Genomic DNA, 15,950 nt, shown 5'->3' on the forward strand with positions numbered 1-15,950 from the left:
CCCTCGGCGGCCACTCAGACCGGCGGCAGCGCCGGCGGCGCCGCCGGCACGGCATCGATCCCGATCGCATCAGGCCGCGGCGGCGTCAGCGCGGCACTGCGTTCGCGCAGCGCCTGCAGCTCGGCCAGGCAGTAGTGGCTGAACCACAGCGACGAGAACGCGAACACCAGCGTGTACAGCCACACCGACACCACGATCAGCACCGGCGCGAACACCAGCAGCGCGGCGCTCACCGCCCACACCAGCGCGGGCGCTGCACCCAGGTAGCCGGTGACGATGCCGATGCCCAGCAGCGGCAGGCGGTGCACGCGCATCAGTTCGCGCCGCTCGTCGCGCGTCGCGTGCTCGGCGAGCGCATCGAAACTCATCACGCGGTAGCTGAGCCAGCCCCAGATCAGCGGAGGCAGCAACAGCACCAGCGGCGGCACGAGCCACAGCGGCATCGAGATCACCAGCGCGCCCACCGCCAGCAAGGTCGCGCCCAGCGAGTACAGCACGCTGCGCCACACCGGCTCGCCATGCCGGCGTTCGAGCGCGGCGAAGCGCCGCTGCGCCACCAGGTCGACCAGCCTGGGCATCATGATCAGGGCCACCGCGAGCAGCGACAGGATCACCAGCGCAGGCACCGCCAGCGCCAGCACGATCAGCGGCGCGACCAGGGTCCGCAGGCTGCCCGCGCCGACCGATTCGAGCCAGCCGAGCGCACTGCCGGTCAGCGACCAGGCATCAAGCTGGGTGCGCACGGCGATCAGCGCACTCTCCCAGAAGAAGTAGCCCAGGACCGCGGCCAGCACGCCGGTCAGCAGCAGCGGCAGCACCGACAGCCAGATGACGCGCGGGTGCAGACAGTAGGCGGCGGCCCGCCAGAAGGAATCGACCAGTTGCTTCATCCGATGAGCATACCCAAGGGCCGCCGGACGCGCCGTCGCTCAGGCACGCCCGAACAGGCGCTGCAACCCGCGCAATTGCTGGGCCCAGAAGCCGCGGCCGTAGTCGCGCGCGCCCTCGCCAGGCAGCTGGTCGCGCACGCCGGTCGGGTCGTAGCGGTTCTCGAAGTTCGCGGTGCCGAAGAGCACGTCCCACAGCGGGAACAGCACCGCGAAGTTGTGGCCGCCGAGCGTGCCCTGCCCGTTCGACTCGTGGCCCAGCCCGATGCTGTGGTGCAGGCGGTGGAAGCGCGGGCTGGTCAGCAGACGCTCGCCGACGCGACCGAAGCTCAGGCGCAGGTTTGCGTGCTGCAGGTTCTCCAGCAGCTGGGTGACCGCGACGACCGCGATGAACTGGCCCGGCGGGACGCCGATCGCCCGCGCCAGCAGCACCAGCAGCGCGTCGCGCAGCAGGTCGTCGAGCAGGTGGTTGCGGCTGTCGCTCCACATCGTCATCTGGCGCTGGCTGTGGTGCAGCGCATGCAGCGCCCACCAGGCGTTCAGGCCGTGCTGGCCCCGGTGGATCCAGTAGTCGGCGAGGTCGAACACCAGCAGGTAGGCCACGAAAGCGAACAGCGCCGTGTCGCTGACGCCCGGCCACGCGGGAGCCATCCACTGATCGAGCTGCCAGCCGCCGTAGCCCCGCACGCTGAGCGCGCCGAACAGCGCGTCCCACAGCGGATCGACGGCGAAGAACAGCGCCACACGGAACAGGCCCAGGCGGTGCAGCAGCGTGTACAGCACGTCCACGCGCACGGCGCGCCGGTCCACCACCGGTTCCACCGGCCGCCAGCGCTCCAGCGGTGCAATGACCGCGAGCATCACCGTCAGCTGCAACAGGCCGACCAGCAGCCAGCCGGTGGCATCGAAGCCGTCCTCGAGCAGGTTGCCGAAGCCGAGCGAGAACAGCAAGGGCTGCACCACGGCCTCGAACAAGGCCTGTTGGGCCTGCGCGAACAGATCGGTCAGGGTATCCATCGGCGGACTCAATGCAGCGGATGGGCCGAGATCCAGGCGCGGTAGTCGGGATGCTCGCGCAGGGTCGCGAAGCACAGCCCGCGGGCCTTCAGGCCCTCGATCAGCGGCTCCAGCACCGCCGGCGCCCAGGCGTCCTGGCGCGACCAGATCCCCAGGTGGGCCAGGAGGATGTCACCCGCCCGGATGTCGCGCAGCGCCTTCGACAGCAGCTGCGCGTTCGGGTACTTGTCGCTCGGCAGCTCGTCGCCCAGGAAGCCGGCCGGCGACCACGGCACGTGCTTGTAGCCGCAGGTTTCGGCCGCTTTCAGCAAGGCCGGCGAGGTGCGTCCGGCCGGCGCGCGGAACAGCGGCAGCGCCGGCTGCCCGGTCATCTGCTCGAAGCGCTGCAGCGGCCGCTTCAGCGCCGCGCAGTACTCGGCCGCGGTGACCGAGAGCGTTCGCCCGCTGTCGGGGCCGGCGGTGGGCCGCACGCTGAAGCCCGCACCGCGGTCGGCGCGCCACACCCAGTGGTCCCAGGTGTGAGAGCCGAAGGCATGGCCCTCGGCGGCACGCGCCTTCCACCACGGCGCCCACTGGTCGTCGAGGCTGCTGCCGCCGGTCAGGGTGCGCTCGTTGGCAAGGAAGAACGTGACCCGGACCTGCTGACGCTGCAGCACCTCGGCCACCAGAGGGGCCACGCCCATGTGCCCGGTGTCGAAGCTCAGATAGACCGGCTTGTCGCAGGCCGCGGCGAGCGCTGCGCCGCCGCACAACGCGGCCGCCACGGCGGCCAACGCACGTCGCAGCTCAGCGGCGAGACGCATGGGCCAGGGTCCACACGCCATGCGGCGAGCGACCGACGGCGACCTGGCGCACCACCTGGCGCTTGACCGGGTCGATCACCGTGAGCTTGCGCGCCCAGCGCGAGGTGACCAGGATGGTCTTCGTGCCCTGCGCATCGACCATCACGTCGATGCAGTCCGGCCCGCCGGGCGCCGGATAGGTGTCGACCACGGCGAGCGTCTGCAGGTCGATGCGGCTGATGGTGTTGGCCACTCGGTTGCTCACGAGCACATGGCGTCCGTCGCCCCAGGCGCGAAAGGCATGCGCGCCGGCACCGGTCTTGATGCGCTTGACCAGCTTCGCGGTGGCGGAGGTCACGTCGTAGACCTCGACGAACTCGTCGCCGGTCAGGCCGACGAGCAACTGCTTGTCGTCCGGCGTCAGGTAGACGTCGGCCGGCAGCTTGCCGGTCGGCACCGTCCAGCGCGGCGCCTGCGTGGCGAGCTCGATCGCCATCAGCTGGTCGCTGTCCTGCAGCGAGGCGTAGACCACGCTGCTCCTGCTGTCGATGAACAGATGGCTCGGTGTCTTGGCGGCGGCCACCTTCTTCACCAGCTTGAAGTCGCCGCCGTCGGCGCCGGCGGTCCAGCGGTAGATCGCCACATGGTCGAGCCGGTTCGCCGCGGTGACGAACCACTTCATGTCGGGTGAGAAGCGCAGCTGGTAGGGATCGTCGACGCCGGCGATCGTGCGTTGCACCAGCCCGGTCTTCGGATCGACCAGCGTCAGGGTGTCCGACATCGCATTCGCGACGAGCAGCGAACGCTCGTCGGGCGACAGGTAGAGATGGTGCGGCTCCTTGCCGGTGGGCAGACGGCGCAGTTCGGTGAAACTCACGGGATCGATCACGCTGATCGTCGCGTCCAGCGAGTTGAGCACGAAGATCGGCTGCGATGCGGTCACCACCCCGCCTGCACTCGCGGCAGCCACCGCCCGTGTTGGGGCCGGGGTCGAGACCGGCACCTGAACCGCCGGTGAAGCCGAAGCCCGCGCTGGGGTCGGCACTGGCACCGGCGTTGCAGGCCGTGTCCTGGCTGGCACCACGGCCTGTGCCGGAGCGGGCCGCGCTGCAGATGCGGGCGCAGGTGCAGGTTCCGCTGCGACGGCTGACGCCGCAGAGTGCGCCGGGGTCGACGCGACGGTCGGTTCCGGGGCAGGGATCGACACGGGAATGACAGCCGGCGCGGGTACCGAAGCGGCTGTTGGAGCGACTGCAGCTTCCGATGCGGCCGGGGCGGGCTGCGATCGAACCCCGAAGCCGGCTGCGCACAGCGTCGCCAGCACCACGGTCTGCAGAGCCCGACCCACCATTCCGGGCCGGCACGGGCCGCGCCGCGCGCTCACTTCTTGATTCAATCGATTCCCCGACAGCAAACCCAAGATTCTACGGGCCGCCCCATGACGGCCCGGGCTTCACTACAGTGCAGTCAACGCGATGACGGCCTTCGCGGCCGACCTACCGACCATGAGCCCCAGCCCCCTGCCCGCCCTCGGCATCGACCTCGGCGGCACCAAGATCGAAGCCATGCTGCTCGACGACACCGGCGCCACGCGCTGGCGCGAGCGCATCCCGACACCGCCCGACGATTACCGGGCCGCGCTGGCCGCCATCGGCGGCCTGGTCGAGCAGGCCCGTACGGCCGCCGGGAGCGCCATCAGCGTCGGCATCGGCACACCGGGCACGCGGCGCGCCGACGGCGCGATGAAGAATGCCAACTCCACCTGCCTCAACGGCCAGCCGCTGCAACGCGATCTGGAGGCGCTGCTGGGCCAGCCGATCGCCCTGGCCAACGACGCCAACTGCCTGGCGCTGTCCGAAGCCACCGACGGGGCCGGCGCCGGCGCGGCGGTGGTGTTCGCGGTGATCCTCGGCACCGGTTGCGGCGGGGGCGTGGCGGTGCATGGCCGGGTCCTGCAGGGCCCGAACGGCCTGGCCGGGGAATGGGGCCACAACCCCCTGCCCTGGGCACGCGACGACGAACGCCCCGGGCCGGCCTGCTACTGCGGCACCGCAGGGTGCATCGAGGCCTGGCTCAGCGGTCCGGCCGTGGCCGCCGACCACCGACGCCACGGTGGCGCGGCCATCGACGCCGTCGCGATTGCGCAAGGCGCCCTGGCCGGCGATGCGGCCTGCCAGGCCAGCCTCGACCGCCATGCGCTGCGCGTGGCGCGGGCGCTGGCGTCAGTGGTCAACCTGCTCGACCCGGACGTCATCGTGTTCGGTGGTGGCGCCTCGCGTCTGCCGGGACTCATCGAGCGCCTGCCGAGCCTGTGGACACCCTGGGTGTTCGGCGCCCGCCACGACCCGCCGGTGCGGACGCGGCTCGCGCTCTCGCAGCATGGCGACGCCTCGGGCGTGCGCGGGGCGGCCTGGCTCGGACGCGCGCTGTGAGCGCCAGCGTCACCGCGCCGCTCAGGACGAAGCGCGCACCGGCCGCGCGCTGAGTGCCTGCAACAGAGTCTCGGCGCTGTCAGCCAGGTGGGCCCGCGCCTCGGCGCTGAGGCCCGGCCGACGGCGCGCCACCTCCATCTGCGCCAGCAGCGTGCGCGATTGCGCGCGCAGCAGGCTGCGGGCATCGGCCCGGCTGAGCGCGCCCGGCCGCAACAACAGCGCGGCGACGCGGTTCACATGCTCGCGCTGCAGTTCGCGACGCGGCGGCGCGATGTCGCCACCGGCGCGCAACTCACTCCACACGTCGCGCGTCAGGCGCTGGTAGAGCTCGGCGAGCGGCAAGGCATCGGCGGCGCTGCTGGCCTTGCCCTGGCTGTCGAGCAGGCGCGCGGCCACCGCGTCGCTCATCAGCTGGTTCAGCACATTGCGCTGCAGTTCGAGCACCGCGCCGACCAGCGAGTAATCGGTGGCGATCTGCGTCTCGCCGCTGAAGACCGCGTCGGTGCGCTCTGCGAAATCGGGCGCCAGCCGGCGCTGCAGGGTCGGCGAGAGGCGGATGCTGTCGGCCGCCAGCAGGCCGCGCGACAGCGTGTCGAGCGCCAGGCGCTGCTGCGCGGCCGGCAGCGGCTGCAGCGGGTCTCGCCCGCTGCCCGGCGCATCACGCAGCGTCCGCACGCCGCCGATCTGGCGCGCCAGCACGGTCGCGGCACGGCCCAGATCGCGCAGCGCATAGCTGACCGAGCGCCGCAGCACCGGGTAGTCGCTGCCCGGAGGCAGCGCGCGCCGCTCCTGGCGCGCCAGCAGGTCGCGCGCGATCGCGAAGCGCTTGCTGGCGAAGGCCACCGGATCGTCGCCGAGGTCGAACTGCAGCGCCTCGGGGTCGATGCCCAGCGCGTTGTCCTCGTCGGTGCCGTAGGCCAGCTCGGGTTCGGCGCTGCGGGCGGCGATGCGCGACAGTTCGGCCGCCTCGTCGGCCGCGGAGAGCGGCTTGTAGCCGTACTCGATGGCCCAGTAGTCGTAGGGACCGAGCGTGGTCTGGAACGGCACGCCGCCGGCCTGGCCGGGCGCCGGCAGGTTGACGGCGGCGTACTCCATCACCGAGCCGGTCAGCGCATGGTCGGCGGTGAAGGCCGGGTCGGACAGCTGCGCCTCGCCGTAGACCCGGGAGGCACGGAAGTTGTGGCGCAGCCCCAGCGTGTGGCCGACCTCGTGCATCGTCACGTCCTTCAGGTAGGCCAGCACGTAGGCCTCGGTGTCGAGGCTGCCGGGGTCGAGTTCACCGCGCGCCTCGAGCACGTCGAGCGCGTAGCCGAGCTGCTCGGCGGCGCCATCGGCGTGAGTGCAGGCAGCGGCGTCATGCCCCGCATGCGTGTCCGGGCCCTGACCGATCGCGAGCACCTGGGCGCGCTCGGTGCGGCGGTTGCGCGAGGACAGGCTCTCGATGCCGATGTCGGCATCGACGATCTCGCCGCTGCGCGGATCGACGTGGCTCGGGCCGATGGCGCCGAAGGACGGTGCCGCGTTGGTCATCCAGCGCACCGAGGCGCGGTTCACGTCCAGCGTGTCGAAGTCGGCATCGTCGGGCTGCACCTCGACGCGGATCGCATCACGGAAACCGATGCGCTCGAAGGCCTTGTTCCACTCCAGGATGCCGGCGCTGATGGCGCCGCGGTACTTGTCCGGGATGCTGCGGTCCAGCCAGTAGGTGATGGGCTTGACCGGCTCGGACAGCGCCGCCGCCGGGTCCTTTTTCTCCAGACGCCAGCGGTTGACGAAGCGCTGGCGCGGCGAGCGCGCGAGGTCGTCGCTGAAATCGCTGCGCACGCTCTGGAAGTAGCCGATGCGGGGATCGGAGGCACGCGGCGCCATCGGCTGCTCGGGCAACCGGGCCAGCGCGTAGTAGACGGTGACGAACAGGCTGCGGGCGTCGGGCACGGTGCCGGGCGTGCTCGGCACCACCGTCGCGCCCGGCTGGGCCTGGGCGATGCGGGCGGTGGCGAAATGCCCCAGCACCTCGAAGCTCACCGCGTCGGGCAGCGCGCGCTCCTTGCCGATCGCGGAGTTGCGCGCCTCGAAGGCGTAGCCTTGGCGGTAGCTGCGGTCCAGCGTCGAGGCAATGCCCAGCAGGTCGCCGACGAACAGCGCATTGAGCTCGACCAGCACCGACTTGCGTTGCGGGTGCGGCTGGCTGGCCACCGGCGCGCTGGTGACGAGGCTCGGCGAGAACGCCGCCTGCACCGCACGGCCGGTCGGCGTGCCCGCGGCGGCGGTGTACGCGAGGTTCGGCGCGATCAACTGCACCTGATTGTTGAGCCGGCGGAACTCGACGATGCGCGGGCTGCTGGCCATCAGGCCGCCGAACAGCCCGGCCTCGCCGATGCCGGTGGCCAGCTTGGGCGAAAAGAAGTAAGGCCGGTTCAGATCCTCGGGCTTCAGCTCGAGCCAGAGCTTGTCGTCCTTGCGCCACAGCGTGAACAGGCCTTCGCTGGCCTTGGCGTCCTTCACCACTGTCGCGAAGGCCGGCGGCGCACCGGGTGCCGGTGCAGGCGCCGAAGCGGCCCCCGCGGCGGCCGGCGGCGCCGCCGCCGCACCGGCCTGTGCCGCCGTCCCCAGCGATGCGCAGCCGGACAGCAGCAGTGCACCCGCCAGCAACAGCACCGGAACGCGCAGGAACTTCATGCTCGACGGGATTGCGGCGCCGCACCGCGCCCGTTGCGGGCGCGAGGCCTTCGCCTCAGACGCTCAGCGCCTTGAAACGGATGCGCTTGGGCTTGGCGCCCTCCTCGCCCAGGCGCTTCTTCTTGTCGGCCTCGTATTCCTGGTAGTTGCCGTCGAAGAAGAACCACTTCGAATCACCCTCGCAGGCCAGGATGTGGGTGGCGATGCGGTCGAGGAACCAGCGGTCGTGCGAGATCACCATCACGCAGCCGGCGAACTCGAGCAGCGCGTCTTCCAGCGCACGCAGCGTCTCCACGTCGAGGTCGTTCGACGGTTCGTCGAGCATCAGCACGTTGCCGCCTGTCGCCAGCGTCTTGGCCAGGTGCAGGCGTCCGCGTTCGCCGCCCGAGAGGTTGCCCACCAGCTTCTGCTGGTCGTTGCCCTTGAAGTTGAAGCGCCCCAGGTAGGCCCGCGATGGCACGACGAACTTGCCGATCACCAGGTTGTCGAGACCGCCCGACATGTCCTGCCACACGGTCTTGTCGCCTTCGAGCGTCTCGCGGGTCTGCTCGACGAAGGCCATCTTGACGGTCGCGCCGACCTTCACGTTGCCCGAGTCCGGCTTCTCCTTGCCGGCGATCATGCGGAACAGCGTGGACTTGCCCGCACCGTTCGGGCCGATGATGCCGACGATCGCGCCGGCCGGTACCTTGAAGCTCAGGTTGTCGATCAGCACCCGGTCGCCGAAGCTCTTGGTGACGTTCTCGAACTCGATGACCTCGTTGCCCAGGCGGTCGGCCACCGGGATGAAGATCTCGTTGGTCTCGTTGCGTTTCTGATATTCGACGTCCGACAGTTCCTCGAAGCGCTGCAGGCGTGCCTTGCTCTTGGCCTGGCGCCCCTTGGCGTTCTTGCGGACCCACTCGAGCTCCTGCTTCATCGCCTTGGTGTGGGCATCCTCGGCCTTCTGCTCCTGCTCGAGGCGGGCTTCCTTCTGCTCGAGCCAGTCGGAGTAGTTGCCCTTCCAGGGGATGCCGCGGCCGCGGTCGAGCTCCAGGATCCACTCGGCGGCGTTGTCGAGGAAGTAGCGATCGTGGGTGATGCCGACCACGGTGCCGGGGAAACGCTTGAGGAACTGCTCCAGCCAATCGACCGATTCGGCGTCGAGGTGGTTGGTCGGTTCGTCGAGCAGCAGCATGTCGGGCTGGCTCAGCAGCAGCCGGCACAACGCGACGCGGCGCTTCTCGCCGCCCGAGAGCTTGCCGATCACGGCGTCCCAGGGCGGCAGGCGCAGCGCGTCGGCGGCGATCTCGAGCTGCAGGTCGGTGTTCTCGCTGCCGGCGGCAGCGATCACGGCCTCCAGCTCGGCCTGCTCGGCGGCCAGCTTGTCGAAGTCCGCATCCGGTTCGGCGTACTCGGCATACACCTCGTCCAGGCGCTTCTTGGCGGCCAGCACGCCGCCGATGCCCTCCTCGACCGCCTGACGCACGGTCTGCTCCGGGTTGAGCTGCGGTTCCTGCGGCAGGTAGCCGATCTTGATGCCGGGCATGGGCACGGCCTCGCCCTCGATCTCGTTGTCGAGGCCGGCCATGATCTTCAGCAAGGTCGACTTGCCCGAGCCATTCAAGCCCAGCACGCCGATCTTGGCGCCGGGGAAGAAACTCAGGGAAATGTCCTTGAGGATCTGTCGTTTCGGGGGAACCGTCTTGCTGACGCGGTTCATCGTGTACACGTACTGGGCCATGTTCGGAGCGCTCTTCCCGGTCAAATTCTGTAAGGCGCAGCGTTTGCCGCGCGACCACGGTATTGTCGCCGACGGCCCCTGCGGCGGCGGGGATCAGGGATCAAACCACTGACAAGCGCCGGTCCTGGGCGCATGATCCGACGATCGAACAGCCCTCGATGGCGCTCCTGGAGACACGCATGACGACCCTCACCCGAAGGATGCTCCTCGGCCTGGCGGCCCTGGGCCTGTACGCCGGCCCGGCCTCGTCGGCCGACGACAACGCGGACAACGAGCGCTGGCAGGCGGTGCGCAAGTCGCTGTTCGCGGACCGCCCGATCTCCGAGGACGCGCGCGGCATCGTCGAACTCGACACCCCGGTCCGGGCGGCCGACGCGGCAGTGGTGCCGATCGCCATCCGGACCCAGCTGGTGCAGAGCCCGGCGCGCTACATCCGCAAGCTCTGGCTGGTCATCGACGGCAACCCGTCGCCGGTCGGCGCGGTGTTCAGCTTCACGCCCGAGAGCGGGCGAGCCGATCTGGAAACCCGCGTGCGCATCGAGGAGTACACCCATGTCCGGGCCATCGCCGAGCTGAGCGACGGCAAGCTGGTGATGGACAAGCGCTTCGTCAAGGCGTCCGGCGGCTGTTCGGCACCCGCCGGCAAGGACCTCGCCGAGGCGATGGCCTCGATCGGCCGGATGAAGCTGCGCGTCGAGGGCGAACCGGTCGCCGGCCAGCCGGCGCTGGCGCAGTTGATGGTGAGCCACCCCAATGTGTCCGGCCTGGCGATCGACCAGCTCACGCGTCTGGCGCCGCGGCCGCACTATGTGCGCAGCATCAGCGTCACCTACGCCGGCCGGCCGGTGATGAGCGCCGACGTCGATTTCACGATCAGCGAGAACCCCTCGCTGCGCTTCTACTTCGTGCCACGCGGCGACGGCGAACTGAAGGCCCAGGTCGTCGACAGCAGCGAGCGCACGTTCGAGAGCGTGCTCCCCGTCCACTCGAAGTCCTGAGGCCGTGGCGGACACGCCCGGCCCGCCCGGCGACGCACTGCAGCCGGTGGCCGGCGGCGGCCTGCTGGGCCGGCGCGCACTGCTGACGCGCGGGCTGGTGCTGGCCACGGCGGGCAGTGCGGCCGCGCCGCTGCAGGCGGCCGCGCCGGCGGTCAGCGCCGGCGATCCTTCGCCCCCATGGATGCACGCGCCGGGCCGCCCGTTCACGGTCTATGGCCAGCCCTCGAAGCACGAGCAGCAGGTGATCCGCCGCATCAGCGGCAACCGCCTGCTGCCGGGCAACGGCGTGTCGCTCACGCCGCTGGAGGAGCTCGAAGGCATCATCACGCCCACCGGCCTGCATTTCGAGCGCCATCACAACGGCGTACCCGACATCGATCCGGCGCAGCACCGCCTGCTGATCCACGGCCGTGTGAAGCGTGCGCTGAGTTTCTGCGTCGACGACCTGCTGCGCTACCCGATGCGCTCGCAGCTGCTTGTGCTGGAGTGCGGCGGCAACAGCAACGCAGGCTGGCATCCCGAGCCGATCCAGCGGCCGGTCGGCTCCTTCCACGGCCTGGTTTCGTGCAGCGAGTGGACCGGCGTGCCGCTCTCGGTGCTGCTCGACGAGGCCGGGATCGAGCCACGCACGACCTGGGCCGTCGCTGAGGGCGCCGACGCCTTCGCGATGAACGTGAGCCTGCCGGTCGCCAAGCTGATGGACGACGCGATCGTCGCGCTCTACCAGAACGGCGAGCGCCTGCGGCCCGAGCACGGCTATCCGCTGCGGCTCATCGTCCCCGGCTGGGAGGGTGTCCTGAATGTCAAGTGGCTCAGGCGGCTGCAGTTGAGCGAACAGCCGCTGATGGCGCGCAACGAGACGGCCAAGTACACCGAGCTGCTGCCCGACGGCAAGGCGCGCATGTTCACCTTCGTGATGGAGGCCAAGTCGCTGATCACCTCGCCCTCGCACGGCCAGCACCTGCGCGGGCCCGACGTCTACGCGATCAGCGGCCTGGCGTGGAGCGGCCGGGGTCGCATCCGGCGCGTGGAGGTGTCGGCCGACGGTGGCCGCAGCTGGGCCGACGCCACGCTGCAGGACCCGGTGCTGCCGCGCTGCATGACGCGCTTTCGCGCCGCATGGAAATGGGATGGTCGACCGACCGTGCTGAAGAGCCGCGCGACCGACGAAACCGGCGATGTGCAGCCCGAGCGCAGCGCCCTGGTTGCGCAGCGCGGCACCAACGGCTACTTCCACTACAACGCCATCGTGTCCTGGGCCGTCGACGAGGAAGGCAACGTGCGCCATGTCTATGCGTGAGCCGCGTGCGCTGGCCGCCGGGCTGCTGCTGGCGTGGGCCGGCGGCGCTGCGGCGGCCGAGGCCCTGCAGGCACCGCGGCTGGGCCGGCCAGTCGACGCGCAGGAAGTCGCCCGCTGGGACCTGAGCGTCTTTCCCGACGGCCGTGGCCTCCCTGCCGGCCGCGGCAATGCCGCCGAAGGCGCCATCCTGTTCCGCCAGCACTGCGCGGCCTGCCATGGGGCGGGAGGCCGCGGCGCAAGTGCCGAGGAACTGGCCGGCGGCACCGAGCCGCTGACCAGCCCGACGCCCGACAAGACCATCGGCCTCTACTGGCCCTACGCGACGACGGTCTTCGACTTCGTGCGCCGCGCCAAGCCGATGACGGCACCCGGCACGCTCAGCGCCGACGAGGTCTACGCGCTCACCGCCTACCTGCTGTACGCCAACGGGCTGCTCGGCGAGACAGACGAGATGGACGCCCGGACCCTGCCACGGCTGCGCATGCCCAACCGCGACGGCTTCACCGGCATCGACGCGACGCTGCCGCCGCGCTGACCGCCGCCGTCGGCGCGGGCCGGGTCCTGCCTCGCGGAACTGAGGGTTTCCAATCTGTCCCCTACAATAGCGTCCGTAGCGCGCAGTTCCAGTCCTTGCGCTGCAGTCGATTCCGACCTCTTCCCCCTTCAGGCCTCCGACTGGCGCACGTGCTTCGCACGCCGCGGCAGGCCGACTCGATGCCCGCATCCGGGCACCTCATTCATGTCATTCAAAGAACTGGGGCTCGCCGAGCCCCTGCTGCAAGCCATCGTCGACGCCGGCTACGAGACGCCCACGCCGATCCAGAAACAGGCCATTCCGGCCGTCATGCTGGGCGGCGACCTGCTCGCCGGCGCCCAGACCGGCACCGGCAAGACCGCCGGCTTCGTGCTGCCGATGCTGCACCGCCTGATGGCCAGGCCGGCCGTCAAGGACGCTCGCGGCAAGAGCCCGGTGCGGGCGCTGATCCTCACGCCGACCCGCGAACTGGCGGCGCAGGTGGAGGAAAGCGTGCGCATCTACGGCAAGCACGCCAAGCTCAGCTCGATGGTGATGTTCGGCGGCGTCGGCATGCAGCCGCAGATCGACCGCCTCAAGCGCGGCGTCGACATCCTGGTGGCCACGCCCGGCCGCCTGCTCGACCACCACCAGCAGCGCACGCTGGACCTGAGCCACGTCGAGATCTTCGTGCTCGATGAAGCCGACCGCATGCTCGACATGGGCTTCATCCACGACATCAAGAAGGTGCTGGCGATCGTGCCGAAGCAGAAGCAGAGCCTGCTGTTCAGCGCGACCTTCAGCGACGAGATCAAAACCCTGGCCGACCGCCTGCTGAACAGCCCGCAGGTGATCGAGGTGGCGCGCCGCAACAGCACCGTCGAGACCATCGCGCAGAAGATCCACCCGGTCGACCGCGACAAGAAGAAGGAACTGCTGGCCCACCTGATCAAGAGCCAGGATTGGCACCAGGTGCTGGTGTTCTGCCGCATGAAGCACGGCGCCAACCGCCTCACCGAGTATCTGAACGACCAGCGCATCACCGCGATGGCGATCCACGGCAACAAGAGCCAGACCGCGCGCACCAAGGCGCTGGCCGACTTCAAGAGCGGCGCGCTCCAGGTGCTGGTGGCGACCGACATCGCCGCGCGCGGCATCGACATCGACCAGTTGCCGCACGTCGTCAATTTCGAGCTGCCCAACGTGTCCGAGGACTACGTGCACCGTATCGGCCGCACCGGCCGCGCCGGTGCCCTGGGCGAGGCCGTGTCGCTGGTCTGTGTCGACGAGGACGGCTTCCTGCGCGATATCGAGAAGCTGATCAAGCGCAGCATCCCGCGCGAGGTCGTGCCCGGCTTCGAGCCCGATCCGCGTGCCGTGGCGCAGCCCATCCAGATCGGACGGCAGACGCTCAACGGCGGCCTGCGCTCTGGTGGCGGCGGCCGGGGCGGCGCGGGTCGTCCGGCGGGCGGTGGCGGTGGCGGCCGTGGGGGCCCCCGCAGTGCCGGCGGCGGCGCCCGCAGTGGCGGGGCCGGTGGCCCTCGCGGCGGTGGCGGCCACGGCGGGGGCGGTGGCCGCAGTCGCTGATTTGCGACAGGGCGCCGAGGCGTCAGGCAACGGACCGAAGCATGTACTTCGGTCCCGGGGCCCGCTGGCCGGGAGCTTGGGGCACTGCGAACGGTGACCTGCAGCCGCCTCGTCCATCGTTCGCACACAGCGATTGCATTTGGACGCGCCTCGTCACACCCCGTTTTCTCGCAGGGACCTAGAGTCCACGCGATGAAAACCAGCTTCGATCTTTCCCCACGCTGGAGCACCGTGTGGTCCGGGGCCGACATCGTGGTGCGGCGCAACAGCAACGAAGTCGATCGGCTGCACACGCCGGACATCCGGCGCATCGTCTTCGTGCAGGCCGCCGGGGCACAAGGATCGGCCGATCCCTCTTTTGCGCTGGTCGAACTGGAGGCCGAGTTCGTGGTCTTCCCGACCGAGACCGGCTTCGCCGGACGCGTCCATTTCGAGCGTCAGGCCTTCTGGGCCGCGAAGGCGTGCACCTACTGGACCAACACCGTCACCGCACGGCTGCCGGCGCATTGCCTGCGCCGCGGCGGCTTCATGCTCTCGCGGCGCAGCCCGCGCTATGGCCGCGTCCCGCGAGCCGAGCTCGATGCCGTGGTGGAGCAGTGGCTCATCGAAGGGCCGTGCAGCTGGGACGAGCGCCGCTGGCGGCGTTTCGAGCGCTCGGTGCCATTCGCTCATATCGATACGCGGCGCGACACGATGCCCTCCCGCCTGCAGGAACCGCAGCAGGGCTGAGGGAGGGCCGCCGTCGGCCGCGACCGGTACGCCTCGAGTGAAGAGGCCCGCAAGCGCGGGCCTTCTTTCTTTGTGCCGACGTTCAGGCCGTGGGCTTGGTTGCCGCCGCCTTCTTGTGCTTCTTCTTTGCCGCGGTCTTCTTCGCGACCGCCTTCTTTTCCGTCTTCGCCGGCGCAGCCGTCACCGCAGCGGATGGCGTCGCAGCAGGCGCTGCGGGTGCAGCGGGCGTCGCGGTCTGGGCCTGGGCTCCCAGGACGATCAGTGAAGCAGCGAGACCAGCAATCAGCTTGTTCATTTGGGACAACTCCTCGAAGGGTGAATGAGCGACAGGCTCCTTCACTCAACGGTCCGCCCGGCAGCAACGGCGACGCCTGGCAGCGACGTTCAGGCCGGCGTCAACCGTCGCAAGCCCGGCGTCAATCGAAGCGTCCGACGCGCAACCACTTGGTCGCCACCCACTTGTCGCCCTCCAGCACCGGCGCGCCGCCGTGCAGGCTGCGGGTCGAGGGGTGCGGCCGGTCGTAGCTGAAGAACACTGCATGCCCCTTGAGCGGCGTGACCTCGAGGCCGATGTCCGGGAAGGTGGTGCCACCGCCCCGCGTCGGGGTGTTGAGGTAGGTCACCAACGTGGCCACCCGCTGGCCGCCCCGCCGCAAAACAGCCGGAGTGCCGGGCTGGTCGGGGTCGAAGTAGTCGTAGTGCGGCTTGTATTCTGCGCCCGGCCGGTAGTGCAGCACCTGCAGGCCCTCACCGTTCTCGACCGGCCAGTTCAGCAGCGCCGCGATGCGGGCCTCGAAGCGCGCACACACCGGGTGTTCGCCGCGCGTGAAGAACATGCCATCGCTGGTGCGGGCGGCGTTGACCTCGCTGGCTCCGGTGGCCGTGTCGACGGTGTGCGATCGCGCCAGCCGCGCGCCCGCGAGCGCCACGATCTCGTCGCATTCCGCGTCCGACAGCAGGCCGGAGAAGACGATCACGCGCGGATCGCGCATCGCCATCACCACGCGCACCTCGCGATCGTGTGCCCACAGGGTGGCCGGCGCACCGTCGAGGAAAGGCTCGGGCACCCGCGCGGGCGGTGGCAGCACCTTCTGCCGGGTACCCGCCTCGACGATGTCGCGCAGCACGATCTCGAGCACGTCCAGCGCGGCATCCTCCTCCCAGCCGCTGGCCTTCATGGACGCCAGCAAGGCTTCGGGCGTGTGCCCGGCGCGTGCCTGGTCGGTGACCCATTCGCGCATCTCGCGGGTGATGTGGGGCACGCTGCGGGTGGGAGTTGCACTCATCGGGCAGTCGATAGCG

General features: G+C 70.3%; 14 protein-coding genes. 6 read left to right on the forward strand and 8 right to left on the reverse strand.

Translation table 11 applies throughout. The features are described from left to right. Positions 1–14: 14 nt before the first annotated feature. Genes MPE_RS10475 through MPE_RS10490 form a run of 4 tightly spaced genes read right to left on the reverse strand, consistent with a single transcriptional unit; the run spans position 15 to position 3,656 of the window. Positions 15–890 carry an EI24 domain-containing protein gene (locus MPE_RS10475; RefSeq protein WP_011829671.1) on the reverse strand — a complete coding sequence of 292 codons (876 nt, stop codon included), beginning with the start codon at positions 888–890 and terminating at the stop codon, positions 15–17. A gap of 39 nt (positions 891–929) precedes the next feature. Next, the gene (locus MPE_RS10480) at positions 930–1,904 is read right to left on the reverse strand and encodes a sterol desaturase family protein (RefSeq protein WP_011829672.1); all 975 of its coding nucleotides are present in this window, start codon (positions 1,902–1,904) and stop codon (positions 930–932) included. Positions 1,905–1,912: 8 nt separating this feature from the next. Then, complete coding sequence (locus MPE_RS10485; RefSeq protein WP_041929642.1) at positions 1,913–2,707, reverse strand: polysaccharide deacetylase family protein; 795 nt, start codon at positions 2,705–2,707, stop codon at positions 1,913–1,915. Continuing rightward, positions 2,691–3,656: a YncE family protein gene (locus MPE_RS10490; protein ID WP_041929643.1), complete on the reverse strand. Its 966-nt coding sequence runs from the start codon at positions 3,654–3,656 to the stop codon at positions 2,691–2,693. Before MPE_RS10490 ends, MPE_RS10485 begins: the two co-directional genes overlap by 17 nt. Before the next feature lie 535 nt (positions 3,657–4,191). Between MPE_RS10490 and MPE_RS10495 the strand changes: the two genes are divergently transcribed. Next, on the forward strand, positions 4,192–5,118 hold the full coding sequence (locus MPE_RS10495) for an ROK family protein (RefSeq protein ID WP_041930088.1): 927 nt from the start codon (positions 4,192–4,194) through the stop codon (positions 5,116–5,118). A 21-nt stretch (positions 5,119–5,139) separates the two neighbouring features. On the opposite strand, the gene MPE_RS10500 is transcribed toward MPE_RS10495, so the two are convergent. Together MPE_RS10500 and ettA are read right to left on the reverse strand one after the other, a co-directional pair. Next, entirely contained in the window at positions 5,140–7,797 is a 2,658-nt protein-coding gene (locus MPE_RS10500; protein ID WP_011829676.1) for a zinc-dependent metalloprotease, read from the reverse strand. Between the two features lie 55 nt (positions 7,798–7,852). After that, on the reverse strand, positions 7,853–9,520 hold the full coding sequence (gene ettA / locus MPE_RS10505; protein WP_011829677.1) for an energy-dependent translational throttle protein EttA: 1,668 nt from the start codon (positions 9,518–9,520) through the stop codon (positions 7,853–7,855). A gap of 179 nt (positions 9,521–9,699) precedes the next feature. Here ettA and MPE_RS10510 point away from each other — a divergent pair, with 179 nt between their 5' ends. The 5 genes from MPE_RS10510 to MPE_RS10530 all read left to right on the forward strand — a co-directional run bounded on the left by MPE_RS10510 (position 9,700) and on the right by MPE_RS10530 (position 14,648). After that, positions 9,700–10,518 (forward strand): quinoprotein dehydrogenase-associated SoxYZ-like carrier, encoded by an 819-nt coding sequence (locus tag MPE_RS10510; RefSeq protein ID WP_011829678.1) that lies wholly within the window; start codon positions 9,700–9,702, stop codon positions 10,516–10,518. Positions 10,519–10,522: 4 nt separating this feature from the next. After that, positions 10,523–11,818: a sulfite dehydrogenase gene (soxC, locus tag MPE_RS10515; RefSeq protein WP_011829679.1), complete on the forward strand. Its 1,296-nt coding sequence runs from the start codon at positions 10,523–10,525 to the stop codon at positions 11,816–11,818. Continuing rightward, positions 11,811–12,353 (forward strand): c-type cytochrome, encoded by a 543-nt coding sequence (locus MPE_RS10520; RefSeq protein ID WP_011829680.1) that lies wholly within the window; start codon positions 11,811–11,813, stop codon positions 12,351–12,353. Before soxC ends, MPE_RS10520 begins: the two co-directional genes overlap by 8 nt. Positions 12,354–12,557: 204 nt before the next feature. After that, complete coding sequence (locus MPE_RS10525; protein ID WP_011829681.1) at positions 12,558–13,919, forward strand: DEAD/DEAH box helicase; 1,362 nt, start codon at positions 12,558–12,560, stop codon at positions 13,917–13,919. A gap of 192 nt (positions 13,920–14,111) precedes the next feature. After that, positions 14,112–14,648, forward strand: a complete 537-nt coding sequence (locus MPE_RS10530) for a hypothetical protein (RefSeq protein ID WP_148210931.1) — start codon at positions 14,112–14,114, stop codon at positions 14,646–14,648. An 82-nt stretch (positions 14,649–14,730) separates the two neighbouring features. On the opposite strand, the gene MPE_RS10535 is transcribed toward MPE_RS10530, so the two are convergent. Beyond that, on the reverse strand, positions 14,731–14,943 hold the full coding sequence (locus tag MPE_RS10535) for a hypothetical protein (RefSeq protein WP_036231255.1): 213 nt from the start codon (positions 14,941–14,943) through the stop codon (positions 14,731–14,733). Positions 14,944–15,064: 121 nt separating this feature from the next. Then, the gene (locus tag MPE_RS10540; RefSeq protein WP_011829684.1) at positions 15,065–15,934 is read right to left on the reverse strand and encodes a 2OG-Fe(II) oxygenase; all 870 of its coding nucleotides are present in this window, start codon (positions 15,932–15,934) and stop codon (positions 15,065–15,067) included. Positions 15,935–15,950 lie beyond the last annotated feature (16 nt).

It is taken from the genome of Methylibium petroleiphilum PM1, assembly GCF_000015725.1.
In the GTDB taxonomy this organism is placed as follows: Bacteria; Pseudomonadota; Gammaproteobacteria; order Burkholderiales; family Burkholderiaceae_C; genus Methylibium; species Methylibium petroleiphilum.